Here is a 16,719-nt window from a genome sequence, read left to right on the forward strand (position 1 = left end):
GTTACTCTGCTAACAACGCGTCAAGCATACCTTTATATTTAGCAGCTTGCTTTTCTTCCTTCAATCTCTCTGCACGCAAGATGGCTTTAAAGTCCATCAAAGCGGTATCAAAATCGTCGTTTACGATCACGTAGTCGTATTCGCTGTAATGAGAGATTTCTGACTTGGCTTCAGCCATACGTTTTGCGATCACTTCATCGCTATCTTGACCACGAGTGTTCAAGCGACGCTCTAGTTCACCGTTTGATGGTGGCAGAATGAAGATGCTTTTGGCTTCTGGCATTTGCTCACGGATTTGGCGTGCGCCTTGCCAGTCGATATCTAGAAAAACGTCGATACCTTTATTTAGCGTTTCTTCAATCCACACACGAGAGGTGCCGTAATAATTACCAAACACTTCAGCGTATTCTAGGAAATCACCTTTAGCGATCAGGGCTTCAAACTCATCTTTCGCTACAAAATGGTAGTGGACACCATTTTCTTCACCAGGTCGCATGTTACGCGTGGTATGAGACACAGACACTTTCATTGCGTAGGTTGGATTGCGTTCCAACATCGCTGAGATCAAGCTAGATTTACCTGCGCCGCTAGGTGCAGATACGATATAGAGAGTACCTTTGCCCATTGTACTGTTCCACTTTTGATTGGATTGATTGAGTGCCGAAGGAAAGTCCGACATTCTTATAACGATAGCACTGGCAATGATAAATCAACCACCAAAGGGATGGATATTGGTGATAATCCCGCCAGAAAAATGGAGGCGAAGAGTATCATGATCTCTATTTTGTTACCAGTTGATCTTTTCGTCTTACTTAAATGTTGAAAAGAGCTCGCATGCGCAAAAACAAACGAAAAAAGGGGAAGCTTTCACTTCCCCAGGCGTGCGACTGACTCACACTTAATCTTCAAATTATCCTTGGGATTCTAGGAAATTTATCCAAGGGCTAACGGTAGACCTAAATTTTGGCGATTGAGCCGCGCCTTTCATTGCCTGTAAGGCCTTTTGTGGCTGCTTAAGCTCGAAATAGGCCATTCCGCGAATGTATTCAAGTTCTGCCTTTTGCTCTTTAGAGGCATTCGATGCTGCGTTTTCTACAAAGCGAGTCGCTTCAGAATACTGCTTGTCTTGTACCATTAAGCGAGCAATCTGAATTTGCGTTTTAGCAGAAGGAGCGATGTTATATGACTTTTTATAAGCGAGAATCGATTTATCTAGCTCTTTAGCTTGCTGCCAGAAGCTGGCCAAGCGATCATAGTTTTCCTTCGTCTTTTCAATGTTTCCAGATGCCATCTCCTTCTCAAGAGTTTTGGCCGCTTTATATGGAATACCTTGGTAAGCTAAGAAGTTTACAAAACGTAAGTACTCTTTCTCTCCTTCCAGTTTCCCCATTTTGTAAACCATTTCTAAGGTTGCTAAAGAGTTTTGCTCTTGACCCAACTCCATATAAACGCCAGAAAGTTGCATCCAGTAACGCTTTTTCTGAGGGTACTTTGAAGTAAGGGTTTTAAGCACACTGGCAACGCTTTTCAGCTGGCCTAACTCGTAGTGAGAGGCAACGAGAATTAAGTACCAAGACTCACTTGGGCTCTTGCTCATCGCAATTGCTTTTTTGGTTGGTGGGATTGCATTTCTGTAATCTTCCAACTGGACATAAGCGCTTGCTAACGTGATATAAGCATGAGCTTGAGGCTTCTCTTTGGTTGTTTCTGCAACTTTGAACCATTCTTTCATCGTTTTCACAGACAACGTGTACTTCTCTTCAGCTAGGTAAAGCTGAGCCAAGCTGTAGCGAACTTGTTGAGCGACTGGAACGGGAAGCGCATCGAGCTTTAATGCTTCGGCAAAGTATTTCGCGGCTTGCACATAATTGTCTTGTAGCGAATACAAAAAGCCCGTTTGCTGAAGTAAAACTGCTCGGTCGTATTTTTTCGAACTTGTGCTTTCTAAAGCGCTTGCTAATTTTTCTTTCGCTGCTGAATATTTTTCAGTTGCGATCAACTCTTGCACTTTGTTGACGGTTCGAAATGTCCGATCTGATAACTGAGGAGCTTCTTTTGCCATCGTAGGAGCGGCAAATGCCACTCCTGCGAAGAGAATTAAAGAAGCCACTTTGCTTTTCCATAAACTTTTCATCGTGACTCCTTAATTGGTTGAGAACTCTATTTCTTGCGATAGGCGCGAGCTAACAGGTTTCCCGTCAACCAATTTTGGTTTAAATGTCCATTTAGAGACTGTTTTTCTTGCCGCTCGACCGAGGCCTAAGCGTCGTGGTTGCTCTTTAAGAACTTTGATGTCCTCTACGGCACCACGTGCATTTACAGTAAACTCTAGTAAGACAACCCCTTTTTCAATTCCTGCTTTCGCAGCCTTTCTAGGCATTTGAGGCTGGAATGTTGCAAGAGGGGTCGGACCTCCGCTACCCGCTAATTGTGCACCTCCACCCTGGCTATAATGTCCAAGCACCGAGCCACCTGTAACATTTACGGGTAGGTCAAGTTTTGGCATATCCATTGGGGTCTGCTCCATCACCGGTTTTACTGTCGCTGTCACTTTCATTTCTGGCGGCGGCGGCGGACGCTTAGGTGGTGGTGGTTTTGGAAGTTCGCGTTTTTTCTCCTGTATTTTTTCTTCTGGTTTAATGCGAATAAACTCGACCATACGCAGGTCATCATTCGACACTAACTCGTGGCGCTCTTTGTTTACTAGCTTGTCCATCCCCCAGAACAACCCGAGGGAGACAATGAGCGCCAGTGCAATTGAGGCCAGATACCGCATAAGCTTAATCCTTATTGGTTGCGGCAATGGAGATGCTTTCTACACCTGCCATTTTGATCTGGTCCATAACCTTCACGACTACGCCAGCATTTGCTTCAGTGTCGGCTTGGATAACAACTGCGCCATCAGGACTTTCTGCACGAAGACGTTCAATATTCGCGCGAACCGCGTCCACTTCGATGCGGCGTTTATCAACCCAAACATCACCCGCCGCACCAACTGCGACCATGATGTTACCTTTCTTAACGGTTTGCGCTGAGCTTGCCGTCGGACGGTTTACTTCCAGACCTGCTTCTTTTACGAACGATGTTGTTACGATAAAGAAGATCAACATGATAAATACGATGTCGAGCATCGGTGTCATATCGATAGCGGTTTCATCACTGCTATCACTGCTATAGCGTCTTTTCATGACCTATACCTCTAATTCCATTTACTCAGGCAATATGCTTTAGCTTATCTTCCAGCTTTTGCGTTGTGACTTTGGCTAAATGATCAAGACGTGAACTAAAGAACAGTCCTGATAGAGAAGCCACCATCCCGGCTAAAGTTGGGATTGTTGCCTTTGAGATCCCCGAGGCCATTGCTCGAGGGCTTCCTGTTCCTGTTACCGCTAAGATGTCGAATACTTGGATCATGCCGACAACGGTGCCGAGTAGACCCAGTAGGGGACAAAGTGCAATCAATACTTTCACGATTGGTAGTCCCTTTTTATTCTCAATGTCCTGACGAGAAACGATTTCTTGTCGGATCATCTTAGCGTTCCAACTTTGATGCTCTGAGCGCCCTTGCCATGAGCCAACGGCTTTTTTCATGGCTTTTGGAGCGACGGCAGCAAAATAGAACCAACGTTCTAACAATACTGCCCACAGCATAAAGCTGAGGATGAAGATGGCGACGAGTACATCGCCACCCATTCCCAAGAAGCGCCTAATTGATTCAAGTTCTCCAACTAACCACCACATAACGCCTCCTTAGCTTTCGGCTTTATGCAGTTTTTCCTGATAGCGAGCGATGAAGCCTGCACTCTGTTCTTCAAGAGTTTGAACCAAACGACGACCTTTGCTGTGTACGATGGTGTAAAGGAACAGCAATGGAATTGCGACAACCAGACCTAGCATAGTGGTAACAAGAGCTTCAGAAATACCGCCAGCCATCAGTTTAGGATCGCCGGTACCGAACAGAGTAATGGCTTGGAATGTGCCGATCATACCCATTACCGTACCCAGTAGGCCAAGTAGAGGAGCTACAGAAGCAAAAAGCTTGATTGAGCTGATGAAGCGCTCAATGCTTGGAGCATTACGTAGAATGATTTCGTCCAGCTTCGCTTCCAGATCTTCAAGGTTGTCACCTTTGTGCTCTTGGTAAGCTTGGATAACTTCACCCAATGGGTTGCCAGGAATCACGGTTTCTGATTTCGCTTGCTTACGCATTTTGCCGCCAATCACTTGAAGACGTAGGAAGCAAATTAGAGCAATGATAGCGCCAACTGCACCCATACCTAGAATGACGTAGCCTACGATGCCACCTTGATCAATACGTTCTTGAACGGTAGGACTTTGCACAAGTAGAGACAAAATGACACCACGGGATGGGTCAATAAACAGTGGTTCATAGCTGTTTGACGCTGATTCAAAGCCTGCAACATGACGTGTAATATTGGTGCGAGGCTGTCGAGAGAGTTCTTCGAACTTACCTGTTTGAGGTACATAAGTGACGTACTTACCATCGGCAATCGCGTTAAATTCACCGACAAGAGTGACATCGCGAACCGCTTCTTTACCTTCGCCATAAACAACCGTTGCTTGGGTTGTTGCTGTCTCGCCAGAAGCAACCACTTGTTGAAGAATGGTATGCCAGAAAGCTTCTAGCTCTTGTGTTGACGGCAGTTCTTTACTTTCAGCCAGTTTCGTTAGTAGAGCGTCACGCTCTGGGAACTGAACAGCGTTTTGAGAGGCTGCAAATAAGCCCTTAAACTCTCCCGCATACTGGCGGACCACACCAAACATTTCGCCCAAAGTACCAGAGCGAACACGTAGGGTTTCTGTTAGTTCAGTTAGCTGCTTATCGTTTTCATCAAATGTTGCTTTAAGTTGATCGCCCAGTGCTTGCTGCGCAGCTAACTCTTCGCGAGCTTGTTGCAATAATGCCGCTTGCTTATCGCGATTGTTCTTGAACTCAGCTTCACGGGCTTTGTTCTCTTTCGACTCAACGATGCTTTCTGATTTTACGTTTTTAAGTAGTTCAGATAAGTTTTTAGGCGCTTCTGCTTGTACGCCAGAAACCATAAATAAGCTCGCTAGTAGGCCAGCGGCTAGAGTTTTGAATCCTTTCATCTCTTATTCCTCCCCAGCAAATACAGGCAGTTTGATTAGCGCTGGTGGCGCTTGCTTCTTCGCGATACGAAGGCCTTGCTGTACCGCGATACGGTAGCTTTCCGGTAATGTTTCCCACTGACGTGTTTGTTGGTTCCACATACCTGTCTCACCACCGTCTGGAGATTGGAATAGAAGTGCTGTGCGACCAATACGTAGGAAATCGTAAGTCACGGTTTCACCATTTCGGTCTAGGCTAGCTTTGTAAGATTCGATTGAGCGAGAGAAGCCTTCTTCAATTTGGTACGCTTCCATCACTTTACGGAATTTCTCTGAAGTTGTTACGTCGGCGCGATCCATGAGACGACGCAGTTCTTGAACTCGCTTATTACGCTCTTTTTTCTGGAAAGGCAGATCGAGAGTCACAAATTCGTCGAGTGCATCGATCATTTTTAATGTAAGTGGCACCACTTCTGTTGCCGTTTGATCGATTTGAGAAATTTGGTTATTTAATGAGTCCAACTCGCCTTGCTGCGATTGAACCATACGGTTAATTTGCTCGTTGTAGACTTTCATACTGTCGATTTGACGAAGTAAGCCTTTGTATTCTGCCAACATGCCTTCAGTGCTTTCGGCATAGTTGTCGATTTTTTGTTGCGAAGCTTCTGAAGATTGATTTGCTTTTGCTTGTGTGGAAACGACAGCACCAGAGTTGGCCGCTACAGAGCTACTACTGATAGTAAGCAATGCTGCAGCTATGGCACTGAGACCAAATTCCTTGAATTTCATGGTTGCATCCTTGTCAGTGTTTTAGTCAGTCGAAAAGGGCGCGGAAAACCCGCGCCAAATATTTTTTAGAAGTCGTATGATGCCTCGATGTAAAGCTGACGGCCGATTGGATCGTCATATCCAGTTGCATAGAATGGAGAGGTATCATTTAGAGGATCGGCAGGCGGTACCTTGTCAAACATGTTGATAGCACCAAGAGTTACACGACCACTCTCGTTGAATTGGTAAGAAGCCGTTAGGTTCCATGTTGTCATGCTCGCGATTTCTGCTTTGTAACCAGCTTTCTTAGCAGAGTCACAGTCATCAAAGTAGTAACGGTTCGCATAGCTTGAACACATACGGTCACGGTATTTACCAAATAGGTTGATAGCGACATCTTCGTATGCCCAGCCAAGGTTTAACGTTGCGGTGTATTCAGGCATGAAATCTCTTTCATCCGTTACTGGCTCACTGTCGTTTTCTTGATATTCAGCAATCAAGATCTTAGTTACAGCTACGCGCGTATTGAATGAACCGAACTCATTAGTGTCGTAAGCATATTTCACAGCAAGGTCAACACCAGAGCGCTCTTCATATGACTGGTTGACTGGGCCGTAAGATACGGACTTGATTGTACCGTCTGTATTACGAACTACTTCTGTGCCTGGGTATTTACCTGGATCGTTAATTACGTCTTGGTAAGTTGGTGCTGTTACGACGTCTTCCATCTTGATGTGGTACCAGTCAACGGTTACGCCAAGGTCATCCACAGGTTCCCACGCTAGACCCAAGTTAATGTTTGTACTTGTTTCTTCTTTCAGCTCAGAGTTAGGGCCGTTAAGCGTATCGAAGTATTGAGTATCACACTCTGGGTACTTATCTTTATCTTGTGGGCCGCTACCACCAGCGTTGGCACAAAGCACAGGGTCAAAACCAGAACCAAAGCCTCGAGTTTGATCGCCAAATAGTCGTTTCAAGTCAGGAGCTCGGAAACCTAGACCGTAGCTACCACGAAGCAATAGAGTGTCAGTAGGACGGTATGCTAGTGCTACTTTAGGAGTGAAGGCTCCGCCTGTTGCCGAGTCGTCGAAGTAGTGGTCATAACGACCAGCGACTCTCATTTCCAAATCTTCAATGATAGGAATTAGGGCTTCGACACCAAGACCAATCTGATCACGGTCACCGCCACCTGATGTTCCGCCTAGACCAGAGAAACCACCAGCTGCTGTTGTCGCATCAATCGTTTCATTGTAGTCAGTACGGTTCCATTCACCATAAACAGCAACGCCAGACATACCAGCAGGCAGTTCAACCAAATCACCGGCCAGTGAGCCGTTAACAGAGTAAAGCTTTGAGTAGGCTTCTTTGCTTGATGTGCCGCTGTATTTGTTTACAACGTCTTGAGAGATAGGCCCTAGAAGATCGACATCGCCATTTTGTACGGCTTGATCAAGAGTTAGGTAGATTGCTGGGTTGCTTGTTTCAACGCTTTGCTCTGAGTAACCAGCTGATAGGTCCCAATCATACGTATCAGCAAGCAGGCCGTTCAAGCCTAAGGTTAAGCCAAAAGAATCGGCTTCAGTGTTACTTTCGCGTGGGCCAAATTCGACCATACGGCGAGTGTATTCACCTTCGCCGCGGAAGTGAGTGGCATCAACTTCGACACTGTAAGGGTTAGGTTCGAATTCAGATTCTGTAGATTTGTAGCCAAAACGGGCTTCTGCCATGGCAGTAACATTGTCGTTAATGTCCATTTCACCGCGTAAAAGCAGGTCTACTTGTTTGTTCTCTGGTTTCAACGTTCGGTATGCAGAGCGGTTAACACCACACTTGCCATCCGCTCGTTCAATAGCGGCATCACCAACGACTTCTTTACATGAAGAACCAGCATCAGCGGGTGTTAGAAGTGTTCCGTTTGCGCCTTCAAAGTTTGCACCGTAGCTAGAGTAACCACTTAGCTGAGAACGGCTTGAACCGTCATCGCCAGCCCAATCATCTCGGTCAGATTGTTTAAGCATTTCGTTGCCCGCAAATTGGCCAACGAAGAGAATACGTTTATCGTCAAAATCTTTACCTGCAACAACGTCTAAACGGCCATTTTGGTAGCCACCATCTGTTGCGTCACCCGCACGTACTTTTACAGAAACGCCATCAAAGTCTTTCTTTAAAATGAAGTTTACGACACCGCCGATCGCGTCGGAGCCGTAGATAGCGGAACCTGAATCAGTCATTACTTCAACACGCTCGATAGCGGCAACAGGGATTTGACCAATGTCTTGGAAGTTAGATGTGCCATCTTGAGCCAGTGGGTATTGAGGAAGGCGACGACCATCGATAAGAATCAATGTGCGTGAAGCGCCAAGACCACGTAAGTTGACTGACTGTGCTGCAGGTGTGAATGAGAAAGAGTTCGTTTGAGCCATTACACCACCGGTGTTTTGAGTCAAACTGTTCAACACGTCTTGCGCGCTGTTAAAACCTTTAGATTCAATATCTTTACTATTAATAACAGTAACTGGTGAAGGACCTTCCATATCCGTCGTGGAGATACGCGAACCAGTAACTTTCATCTTTTGAAGTTTTTCAACTTGTTGCTCTTCTGCCAGTGCTGTTGCTGGGGCTACGACTGCTGCTGTCCCCAACGCAAGGCTTATCGCAACAGATAAAGCGGTTGTGTTTTTATACATCCTTGTTGCTCCGATTATTATTATTTCCTATGTCTGGCCGCATAGCGGCCAATTGTGACGTTAATATTTCGTTAACGTTCGGCCAATGTATAACCGAGATGAAAAAAGGAAGTCAAACCAGTGGTAAACGGGGATGCTTAAATGTAAAAAAGATGTAAATAACCAGGGTCGGTTTAAAACGCGGAATAAAAAACTAAATAGCCTTACCAAGGCGACATCAAATTTCAATAAAACACCGTATTTTGTGTTTCTTATAAACTTTAATGACTTATCTTGCCTATGGTTTTTTAGTGGGTAATTGAATCTGAAAAAAGATATTTTTCCAGTGAATTGTTCTGAGATGAGTTTTATATCGAATCCATACTTTGGTGACTCGAACTTATAGGGTGGTATCAAAATATGATACCCATTGCTGTAAAAGGGCTCACTCGTATTTTTAGGTCAAATATACATGTGGTGGATATGTCTATTTATTCCATGTATTTGCATTTTTATGTAGGGTTTTGGCTCTAAACAGCCTAGATTGATATTCTGTGTGAATTATTTTTGTGGTTTTTTATAATTTTTTACAAAAACATTTCTGTTTTTCGACTTCGGAGGAAGTTTGTCATGTTTTGGTTTCAAACACTTGAAGCTGATGTGGATTCAAGATAAATATGACGCTGAAATTATTGCAGTAGTAGAAAAGTCTGGTTCTTGAAACGCAGGGAGTGTGTTTCAACAGTTTTAGTTACTACGAGATAAATATGCACCACTTTGGGCGGGGAACTTCCTCTTTCACTCCGCCTGAACTGGACAGTAGACAAGGAGCAAGTTGTATATGCTGTCGTACTTTTTACGCCGTTTGGCGTTGGTGATACCAACGTTTCTCGGGATAACTATTCTTATCTTTGCTATCACTCGTTTCGTGCCGGGCGGACCTGTTGAACGCATGTTGTCACAAATGCAGTCTCAAGGGGATGGTGCCGCATCAATGACGTCTGCTGGTGGCAATACCGCCCTTTCTGATGATCAAATCGCTGAGCTAAATGCGTTTTACGGTCTGGATAAGCCAGTGACAGAAGCGTATGTGGAGTGGCTAAGTCGCTTGGTCGTGCTAGACCTTGGTGAGTCAACACGTTACTACGAACCTGTCTCTGACATGATTGCAGAGCGTTTACCTGTGTCGTTATTTTATGGCGGCATGACCTTTTTTATCAGTTATTTTATCTCGATCCCTCTTGGTTATTACAAGGCGCTCAAGCACGGCTCTGTGTTTGATTCCGCTTCTTCAATACTCATCTTTGTGGGCTATGCATTGCCTGGCTATGTGGTGGGTGTATTGCTCATCACGCTATTTAGTTATCACTTGGAATGGTTTCCGATGGGAGGCTTTGTCGGCGATGACTTCGACGATTACGAAACTTTCTTTGAACGCGCCAAGGACATCATGTGGCACGCGGTGTTGCCTTTAATCTGTTACCTCATTGGCGACTTTGCAACACTGACAATGACGATGAAAAACAACCTGATGGAAAACCTTTCTTCAGACTATATCCGTACAGCTATCGCGAAGGGCTTACCTTTCCAAAAGGCGGTTCGTAAGCACGCGTTGCGTAACAGCTTAATCCCAATCGCGAGTCACTTTGGTAACTCTTTGTTGTTCTTCATGACTGGTGCCTTCCTGATTGAAGTTATCTTCAATATTGATGGCATTGGTTTATTGGGTTACGAATCAATCATGGAGCGTGATTACCCTGTTGTTATGGGTATTGTCGCCATTAATGCGCTGTTGCTGCTCATTGGTAACATTATTTCAGATATTTGTGTTGCTTTAGTCGACCCACGTGTGAAGTTTGGAGCGTAACATGATTAAAGTTAGTCCATTAACTCAAAAGAAAATTCGCCACTTTAAAGAGATCAAACGAGGCTATTGGTCGTTTGTCATTCTCTCAATCATGTTGATCCTGTCGCTCTTTGCTGAACTTCTGATTAATAGTAAAGCGCTAGTCGTCAAGTACGATGGTAGCTACTATTTTCCTGTTGTCAGTGATGTCCGTTTAGGCAGTGAATTCGGCCAAGAGTCATCCAGCGAAGCGGATTATCGCGTGCTGCAAAAAGCGTTTGAGGCTGAAGGGCGCGACAACTTTGTTATGTTGCCGCTTGTGCCATGGAACCCATATGAACAAGATTTTAGTGGTGATTTCCCGCCAACAGCACCTAGTGCCGAAAACAAGCATTATTTAGGTACAGATGTGATAGGTCGCGATATTTTGGCGCGACTTGTCTACGGATTCAGAACGGCAATGGGATTTGCTTTGCTCACCATGGCAATTTCCTACGCGATCGGCACCGCTGTCGGTTGTGCTATGGGCTTTTGGGGCGGTAAATTTGACTTGTTTGTGCAGAGACTTATCGAAATCTGGTCAATGGTGCCGTTTTTGTACGTCATTATGATTCTTGTCTCAATCGTTCAGCCGACGTTCGCTCTCTTTGTCGCTATTAACGTGCTTTTCACTTGGATGGGGATGACATGGTACATGCGAACCATGACCTATAAAGAAGCGGCACGAGAATACGTAATGGCGGCACGTGCTCTGGGGGCATCGACGGGACGTATTTTGTTTAATCACATCCTACCGAATACGATGGTAATGATTGTGACATTGGCTCCGTTCACTATTGCAGCAAACATCACTGCGCTGACCGCTTTGGATTATCTAGGTTTAGGTCTTATGCCACCAACGCCAAGTTGGGGTGAGCTGCTACAACAAGGTAAATCTAACTTAGACTCGCCATGGATTGTTGCCTCAGTGGTGACGTCAATTGTACTCGTGTTGGTAATGGTGACCTTTATTGGTGAAGCCATTCGAGCGGCCTTCGACCCGAAAAAATTCACACGCTATGTTTAAGTGAGCATTGTGAGCAAAACATAAAAAAGGGAAGTTTTATGAAGAAATTATTTTTAGCGTCCACGCTGAGCGCCCTGAGTTTTGGTGCAATGTCAGCAACGCTTCCGACTGACTTAAACTGGCAAACAAACTGGGATGAACCCCAATATGGTTCGCCTGAAGCGAAACGTGGAGGGACCTATCGCACCTTCATGTCAAGTTTTCCACAGACGTTACGTAGTGTTGGCCCAGACGCTAATGCGGGGTTGCGTTCCTTTATCTTGGATGAGACCCCTGGATTGGTGGTTCGCCACCCAGATACTTTAGAGTTCATCCCTGAACTTGCTAATGAGTGGGCGTTAGCTGGCGACAATAAAACCGTCTATTTCAAACTCAACCCAGAAGCTAAATGGTCGGACGGCAAGCCTGTGACTGCCGACGATTTTGTATTCATGCTTAAGTTTTATCGTTCTAAGGATATCCTAGAGCCTTGGTACAACGATTATTACAACAAAACCATTGCGGACGTTATTAAGTACGACGCTCATACGTTTGCTGTTAAGGCCGCGAAAGAGTTCAATCCGGAAGAATTGTTGCTAAGAATGGGGGCTTTACGCCCGCGTCCCGCACACTTTTATGCCAATCCTTCAAAGGACGAAAATGGTGATGGTATTCACGATAATTTTGTCCGTTACTACAACTTTAAAAGTGAACCAACGACCAGTGCGTACTACCTAGATGATATCAAAAAAGGTAGAAGTGTGACTTTCAAACATGTTGGTGAAGATTGGTGGGGTTACAGCAATAAGTACTACCAAAATCGCTACAATGTCGACAAGATTCGCATCACGGTGATCCGCGATAGCGATATTGCGATGAAGCATTTTGAAAAGGGTAAGTTGGATGCATTTGGTCTGGTTCTGCCAAGTCTATGGCACGATAAATCGAACACAGAACCGTACCAAAAAGGCTACATTCAAAAGTTCTGGGGTTACAACCAATTTCCAGTCGGTGCGGGCGGCGTATGGATGAACACCGCGATGCCTTTACTGGATGATTTAAACGTTCGCAAGGGCATTACCTACGCAATTGATTTTGATGGCATGATTGAGAACATCATGCGTGGTGACTACTCCCGTAAGCCAAACCCGACGGGTTATGGCCATGGTAAATACACCCTACCAGACGCGAAAGCACCGAAATTTGACCCCGCAAAAGCGGCCGAGGCATTCGAAGCCGCAGGCTTTAACAAAATTGGTTCCGATGGTATTCGTGTCAATGATAAAGGTGAGCGTTTAAGCTTCGAGCTGACCTACGGAACACCTGTTCATACTCCTCGTATTGCTTTTTTGCGTGAGCAAGCCAAGCTAGCAGGGTTGGATATTGAGCTCAAGTTGGTTGATGGCTCATCCATGTTCAAATACGTCCGTGAGAAAAAGCACGATTTGGCTTTCTTAGATATGGGTACGTCCGAGATCCCAACGTATTGGGAGTACTTCCATTCAGTCAATGCGAACAAGCCGCAAACTAACTCTTTCACAAACTACAGCACGCCAGAGCTGGATGAAAAGATCATCGAGTATCGTTTTAGCATGGATATGGATAAAAAGATCCAGCTAGGTCATGAGATTCAGCGTGACATCATTGATGCGCACGTTATCGTAACAGGCTACATGATTCCTTATGTCCGCTACGGTCACTGGCGCTGGCTAAAGTTTCCTGATAAGCCAATGAATCGCATGACAGAGGCGTTGTTCAGTGGTGGCATCATAGGGGATGGCACTTACTGGATTGATAGCGATATCAAGAAAGAAACCAAACAAGCGATGAAATCAGGCAAAGCTTTTGAACCTGTCGTCGTCGTAGATGACACTTATAAGCTGTAAGGATTGGTTATGGAAAACGATGTAATCCTAAGTGTTAAAGATCTCGAAGTTGAATTCACCACCGATGATGGACCAGTGAAGGTGCTGCATGGTGTGAACTTTGATGTGAGAGCTGGACGTACACTCGGTCTGGTGGGAGAGTCAGGCAGTGGTAAGAGCGTAACCTCAATGTCGATTATGGGGCTTTTACCTAAGCCATATGGCAACATCATCAAAGGTGAAGTGAATTATCGCGGCACCAACCTAGTTGATTTGCCTGCGGAAGAGATGTACGCCATGCGTGGCGATCGCATTTCGATCATTTTCCAAGATCCGATGACGGCGCTCAATCCAGTACACACTATTGGTCGTCAAATATGTGAAGTGCTTGAACTCCATCGACCAGAGCTCGACAAAAAGGAGCGGGAGGCTTTCTCGATTGAGATGCTGGCAAAAGTCAAAATCCCAATGCCAGAGAAGCGATTGAATGAGTATCCCCATAACCTATCTGGCGGTATGCGCCAGCGTGTCATGATCGCGATGGCGTTGGCCTGTAAGCCGGACATTCTGATTTGTGATGAACCGACTACGGCGTTGGATGTTACGGTTCAGGCGTCTATCCTTGAACTGATGAATGAGCTTCAGGAAGAAACAGGCATGGCGATGATCTTCATTACTCACGACCTCGGGGTTGTGGCAGAAGTGTGTGATGATGTTGCCGTGATGTATGGTGGACGTATTGTCGAAAAAGCAGAAATTTTTGAGCTGTTTGATAACCCACAGCACCCATACACAGAGCGTTTGATGGGGTTGATGCCGAGCTTAGATAATGAGCCGAAGCAGATGATCGATATCAAGCCTATTGATGCCAGTATGTTTGCCAGTTAACTGGGCAAAGTGAACGAGTCATAAAAGAGGATGTTATGGCAAAAGAAGTATTAAGAATTGAAAATCTTAAGCAGCACTTTGTTTCTGGTAAAGGGCTGTTCAAGAAAGGCTACACCATCAAAGCGGTAGACGGGGTTTCACTGTCTGTTTCTGAAGGTGAAACATTGGGACTAGTTGGTGAGTCAGGTTGTGGTAAAAGCACCCTTGGGCGCACGATCTTAAAGTTATACGAGCCAACGGAAGGTAAGATTTTCTTTGAAGGTAAAGACATCACTAAACTGTCTGTCAAAGAGATGCGATCGCTGCGTAAAGACATGCAAATCGTCTTTCAAGACCCAATGGAATCACTCAATCAGCGTCATACCATCGGTATGATTCTAGAAGAACCGTTTGTTATTCATAAAATCGGTACGCCAGCCGAGCGCAAACAGTGGGTAAAAGAGCTTTTAATCAAAGTGGGCTTACCAGAAACGGCAGTCAACCGCTATCCACATGAGTTTTCAGGCGGCCAACGTCAGCGTATCGGTATTGCTCGTGCGATTGCATTGAAGCCTAAATTACTGATTTGTGACGAATCGGTATCTGCGCTAGATGTGTCGGTACAGGCACAAATCTTGAACCTATTACTACAACTGCAACAAGAGATGAACTTGGCGATCATCTTTATCTCTCACGATCTCTCTGTGGTGAAACACGTTTCTGACAAAGTTGCCGTGATGTATTTTGGTAAAGTGGTAGAAGCGGGCAGCGCGAAAGAAATTTATGCAAACCCGCAAAATGAGTACACTAAGAAACTCCTATCTGCGATTCCGATCACCCACCCTAAATATCGGAAGAAAAAGCGCCTGGCTGAAAAAAAGCAGCAAGTGGCGTAAGTGATGCCACAGGTCCTATAACACAAAAACGCTCCGCCAAATAAGCGGAGCGTTTTTATAGGCCTATGTTAGGTCTTGGTGTCGATTGGCGCTTGAGTATTATGATTGATTGAAGATCGTTGCATGCTAAACTCAAGGCCAATCTTATTTGTCTGGATAATGGACCATGCCGTCGAATTTACCGAAATCCTTTAGTCGACCGTTCCTGAAAATCTTCCATATTTTGGAGGCGGTATTACTAGTCTCTATTACCTTGGCGACGTTGTACGCCATGATGCAAGAGTTTGTACACGTATTTGTCGAGAAACGTGTCTTACTCACGGATATTCTTTTGATGTTTATCTATCTGGAAGTGCTCGCCATGGTGCAGCAGTTCGTGATGAACGGTAAAATTCCGGTACGCTATCCTATCTATATCGCGATGATGGCAATCGCCCGCTATATCACACTCGGAATGAAAGAGCTGGATGCAGTTTTGGTTGTGTGGTTATCTCTGGCTGCGTTTATTTTGGCTGCGGCTACTTTGCTGATCAGAATTGGGCACCATTATTGGCCCTACGTTGATAACAGTACCTTGGAAAAAGACGAATAAAAGAAAGCCCCGTATTAGCGGGGCTTTTTTGTTTCAATACTCGATGACTTTTAGATCATTCAATGTTTTGGATCTGCTCACGCATCTGTTCAATTAGAACTTTCAGTTCAACGCCCGATGCGGTGATGTCGGTGCTGATGGATTTCGACGCTAGCGTGTTCGATTCACGGTTGAACTCTTGCATCATGAAATCTAGACGACGACCCACTGCGCCACCTTTTTTCAGAATGTTCGTGGTTTCTTTTACGTGAGAATCAAGACGGTCTAGCTCTTCTGCTACGTCTGATTTCTGTGCCAGAAGGATAAGCTCTTGCTCAACGCGAGATGGGTCTAGCTCTACTTTCGCATCTTCAAATTTAGAGAACAGACGCTCACGTTGCCACTCTAGTATTTCTGGCATGCGTGCGCGCACTTTCACAACTTCTGATGTGATCGCTTCTAGGCGTTGCTCAATCAGCGCCTTCATGTTCTCGCCTTCACGAGCGCGCGCTTCAATAAATTCATCCATTGCGCCATCAAACGCTTCTAGTAGCACTTTATTTACCGCATCCATGTCTTGCTCTGGCGTTTCCATTACCCCCGGCCATTGCATGACTTGAAATGGATTGATTCGGCTCAGTTCACCAGTCATGTGCATGACTTGTTCAGCGGCCTTAATTACTTGGCTAGCAAGCGCTTCGTTGATGCTAAGCTCACCTTTTGCGGCAGGGTTTGCTTCAAAACGCAGATTACATTCCACTTTGCCTCGCGCTAAGCGCTTACGAAAACGCTCGCGTAAAACGGGCTCTAATCCACGAAATTGTTCTGGCATGCGGAAGTATGTTTCTAAATAACGCTGGTTCACGCTGCGGATTTCCCATACCGCAGAACCCCAGTCGCCTTTTACTTCTTTGCGTGCATACGCTGTCATACTGTAAATCATCGAATTTTCCTGTCTTCATTTTTTGAAAATTACTTCAAGAGTGTATCACGCTGCGTCGATAGGTGCGCGGGATGTATGGATTGTTTATGTTGTGCCAGCGGCGTAACCTATGAATCCGGAATCGATTCCGTTATAATCTTCGCCCAACCAAATCGTCTTCT

General features: G+C 45.3%; 15 protein-coding genes. 6 read left to right on the plus strand and 9 right to left on the minus strand.

From position 1 onward, the window contains the following. Position 1: 1 nt before the first annotated feature. The 8 genes from gmk to LIX84_RS12795 form a co-directional block, all read right to left on the minus strand. A complete protein-coding gene (gene gmk / locus LIX84_RS12760; protein WP_005394946.1) occupies positions 2 to 625 on the minus strand; it encodes a guanylate kinase in 624 nt (207 codons plus the stop codon). Positions 626 to 910: 285 nt separating this feature from the next. Next, complete coding sequence (locus tag LIX84_RS12765; RefSeq protein ID WP_047009404.1) at positions 911 to 2,134, minus strand: tetratricopeptide repeat protein; 1,224 nt, start codon at positions 2,132 to 2,134, stop codon at positions 911 to 913. Positions 2,135 to 2,143: 9 nt separating this feature from the next. After that, positions 2,144 to 2,776 (minus strand): energy transducer TonB, encoded by a 633-nt coding sequence (locus LIX84_RS12770; protein WP_006741809.1) that lies wholly within the window; start codon positions 2,774 to 2,776, stop codon positions 2,144 to 2,146. Between the two features lie 4 nt (positions 2,777 to 2,780). Next, complete coding sequence (locus tag LIX84_RS12775; protein WP_005379359.1) at positions 2,781 to 3,188, minus strand: ExbD/TolR family protein; 408 nt, start codon at positions 3,186 to 3,188, stop codon at positions 2,781 to 2,783. A gap of 25 nt (positions 3,189 to 3,213) precedes the next feature. Further along, positions 3,214 to 3,741: a MotA/TolQ/ExbB proton channel family protein gene (locus LIX84_RS12780; protein ID WP_005379363.1), complete on the minus strand. Its 528-nt coding sequence runs from the start codon at positions 3,739 to 3,741 to the stop codon at positions 3,214 to 3,216. A 9-nt stretch (positions 3,742 to 3,750) separates the two neighbouring features. Further along, positions 3,751 to 5,112 (minus strand): MotA/TolQ/ExbB proton channel family protein, encoded by a 1,362-nt coding sequence (locus tag LIX84_RS12785; protein WP_005394940.1) that lies wholly within the window; start codon positions 5,110 to 5,112, stop codon positions 3,751 to 3,753. Between the two features lie 3 nt (positions 5,113 to 5,115). Continuing rightward, positions 5,116 to 5,880: a DUF3450 domain-containing protein gene (locus tag LIX84_RS12790; RefSeq protein ID WP_226421452.1), complete on the minus strand. Its 765-nt coding sequence runs from the start codon at positions 5,878 to 5,880 to the stop codon at positions 5,116 to 5,118. A gap of 65 nt (positions 5,881 to 5,945) precedes the next feature. Beyond that, positions 5,946 to 8,546: a TonB-dependent receptor plug domain-containing protein gene (locus LIX84_RS12795; RefSeq protein WP_006741813.1), complete on the minus strand. Its 2,601-nt coding sequence runs from the start codon at positions 8,544 to 8,546 to the stop codon at positions 5,946 to 5,948. Between the two features lie 820 nt (positions 8,547 to 9,366). Between LIX84_RS12795 and LIX84_RS12800 the strand changes: the two genes are divergently transcribed. The 6 genes from LIX84_RS12800 to LIX84_RS12825 all read left to right on the plus strand — a co-directional run bounded on the left by LIX84_RS12800 (position 9,367) and on the right by LIX84_RS12825 (position 15,636). Beyond that, positions 9,367 to 10,392 carry an ABC transporter permease subunit gene (locus tag LIX84_RS12800; protein ID WP_226421453.1) on the plus strand — a complete coding sequence of 342 codons (1,026 nt, stop codon included), beginning with the start codon at positions 9,367 to 9,369 and terminating at the stop codon, positions 10,390 to 10,392. A 1-nt stretch (position 10,393) separates the two neighbouring features. Beyond that, positions 10,394 to 11,437, plus strand: coding sequence for an ABC transporter permease (locus tag LIX84_RS12805; RefSeq protein ID WP_226421454.1), 1,044 nt, complete (start codon positions 10,394 to 10,396; stop codon positions 11,435 to 11,437). Between the two features lie 38 nt (positions 11,438 to 11,475). Next, on the plus strand, positions 11,476 to 13,302 hold the full coding sequence (locus tag LIX84_RS12810; RefSeq protein WP_005394933.1) for an extracellular solute-binding protein: 1,827 nt from the start codon (positions 11,476 to 11,478) through the stop codon (positions 13,300 to 13,302). Between the two features lie 9 nt (positions 13,303 to 13,311). After that, on the plus strand, positions 13,312 to 14,169 hold the full coding sequence (locus LIX84_RS12815; RefSeq protein ID WP_005394932.1) for an ABC transporter ATP-binding protein: 858 nt from the start codon (positions 13,312 to 13,314) through the stop codon (positions 14,167 to 14,169). A gap of 35 nt (positions 14,170 to 14,204) precedes the next feature. Then, positions 14,205 to 15,044 (plus strand): ABC transporter ATP-binding protein, encoded by an 840-nt coding sequence (locus LIX84_RS12820; RefSeq protein WP_005394930.1) that lies wholly within the window; start codon positions 14,205 to 14,207, stop codon positions 15,042 to 15,044. Positions 15,045 to 15,210: 166 nt separating this feature from the next. Further along, positions 15,211 to 15,636 carry a phosphate-starvation-inducible protein PsiE gene (locus tag LIX84_RS12825; RefSeq protein ID WP_025768316.1) on the plus strand — a complete coding sequence of 142 codons (426 nt, stop codon included), beginning with the start codon at positions 15,211 to 15,213 and terminating at the stop codon, positions 15,634 to 15,636. A 55-nt stretch (positions 15,637 to 15,691) separates the two neighbouring features. On the opposite strand, the gene LIX84_RS12830 is transcribed toward LIX84_RS12825, so the two are convergent. After that, a complete protein-coding gene (locus tag LIX84_RS12830; protein ID WP_005384776.1) occupies positions 15,692 to 16,558 on the minus strand; it encodes a YicC/YloC family endoribonuclease in 867 nt (288 codons plus the stop codon). Positions 16,559 to 16,719: the final 161 nt, after the last annotated feature.

It is taken from the genome of Vibrio sp. E14 (assembly GCF_020515785.1).
Taxonomy (GTDB): domain Bacteria; phylum Pseudomonadota; class Gammaproteobacteria; order Enterobacterales; family Vibrionaceae; genus Vibrio; species Vibrio diabolicus.

Bases quoted from the DNA above. Each gene is read 5' to 3' on its own strand.
- LIX84_RS12795 (WP_006741813.1), bottom strand. From the start codon at position 8,546: ATGTATAAAAACACAACCGCTTTATCTGTTGCGATAAGCCTTGCGTTG.
- LIX84_RS12800 (WP_226421453.1), top strand. From the start codon at position 9,367: ATGCTGTCGTACTTTTTACGCCGTTTGGCGTTGGTGATACCAACGTTT.
- LIX84_RS12785 (WP_005394940.1), bottom strand. From the start codon at position 5,112: ATGAAAGGATTCAAAACTCTAGCCGCTGGCCTACTAGCGAGCTTATTT.
- LIX84_RS12790 (WP_226421452.1), bottom strand. From the start codon at position 5,880: ATGAAATTCAAGGAATTTGGTCTCAGTGCCATAGCTGCAGCATTGCTT.
- LIX84_RS12805 (WP_226421454.1), top strand. From the start codon at position 10,394: ATGATTAAAGTTAGTCCATTAACTCAAAAGAAAATTCGCCACTTTAAA.
- gmk (WP_005394946.1), bottom strand. From the start codon at position 625: ATGGGCAAAGGTACTCTCTATATCGTATCTGCACCTAGCGGCGCAGGT.
- LIX84_RS12810 (WP_005394933.1), top strand. From the start codon at position 11,476: ATGAAGAAATTATTTTTAGCGTCCACGCTGAGCGCCCTGAGTTTTGGT.
- LIX84_RS12780 (WP_005379363.1), bottom strand. From the start codon at position 3,741: ATGTGGTGGTTAGTTGGAGAACTTGAATCAATTAGGCGCTTCTTGGGA.
- LIX84_RS12825 (WP_025768316.1), top strand. From the start codon at position 15,211: ATGCCGTCGAATTTACCGAAATCCTTTAGTCGACCGTTCCTGAAAATC.
- LIX84_RS12775 (WP_005379359.1), bottom strand. From the start codon at position 3,188: ATGAAAAGACGCTATAGCAGTGATAGCAGTGATGAAACCGCTATCGAT.
- LIX84_RS12815 (WP_005394932.1), top strand. From the start codon at position 13,312: ATGGAAAACGATGTAATCCTAAGTGTTAAAGATCTCGAAGTTGAATTC.
- LIX84_RS12765 (WP_047009404.1), bottom strand. From the start codon at position 2,134: ATGAAAAGTTTATGGAAAAGCAAAGTGGCTTCTTTAATTCTCTTCGCA.
- LIX84_RS12830 (WP_005384776.1), bottom strand. From the start codon at position 16,558: ATGATTTACAGTATGACAGCGTATGCACGCAAAGAAGTAAAAGGCGAC.
- LIX84_RS12770 (WP_006741809.1), bottom strand. From the start codon at position 2,776: ATGCGGTATCTGGCCTCAATTGCACTGGCGCTCATTGTCTCCCTCGGG.
- LIX84_RS12820 (WP_005394930.1), top strand. From the start codon at position 14,205: ATGGCAAAAGAAGTATTAAGAATTGAAAATCTTAAGCAGCACTTTGTT.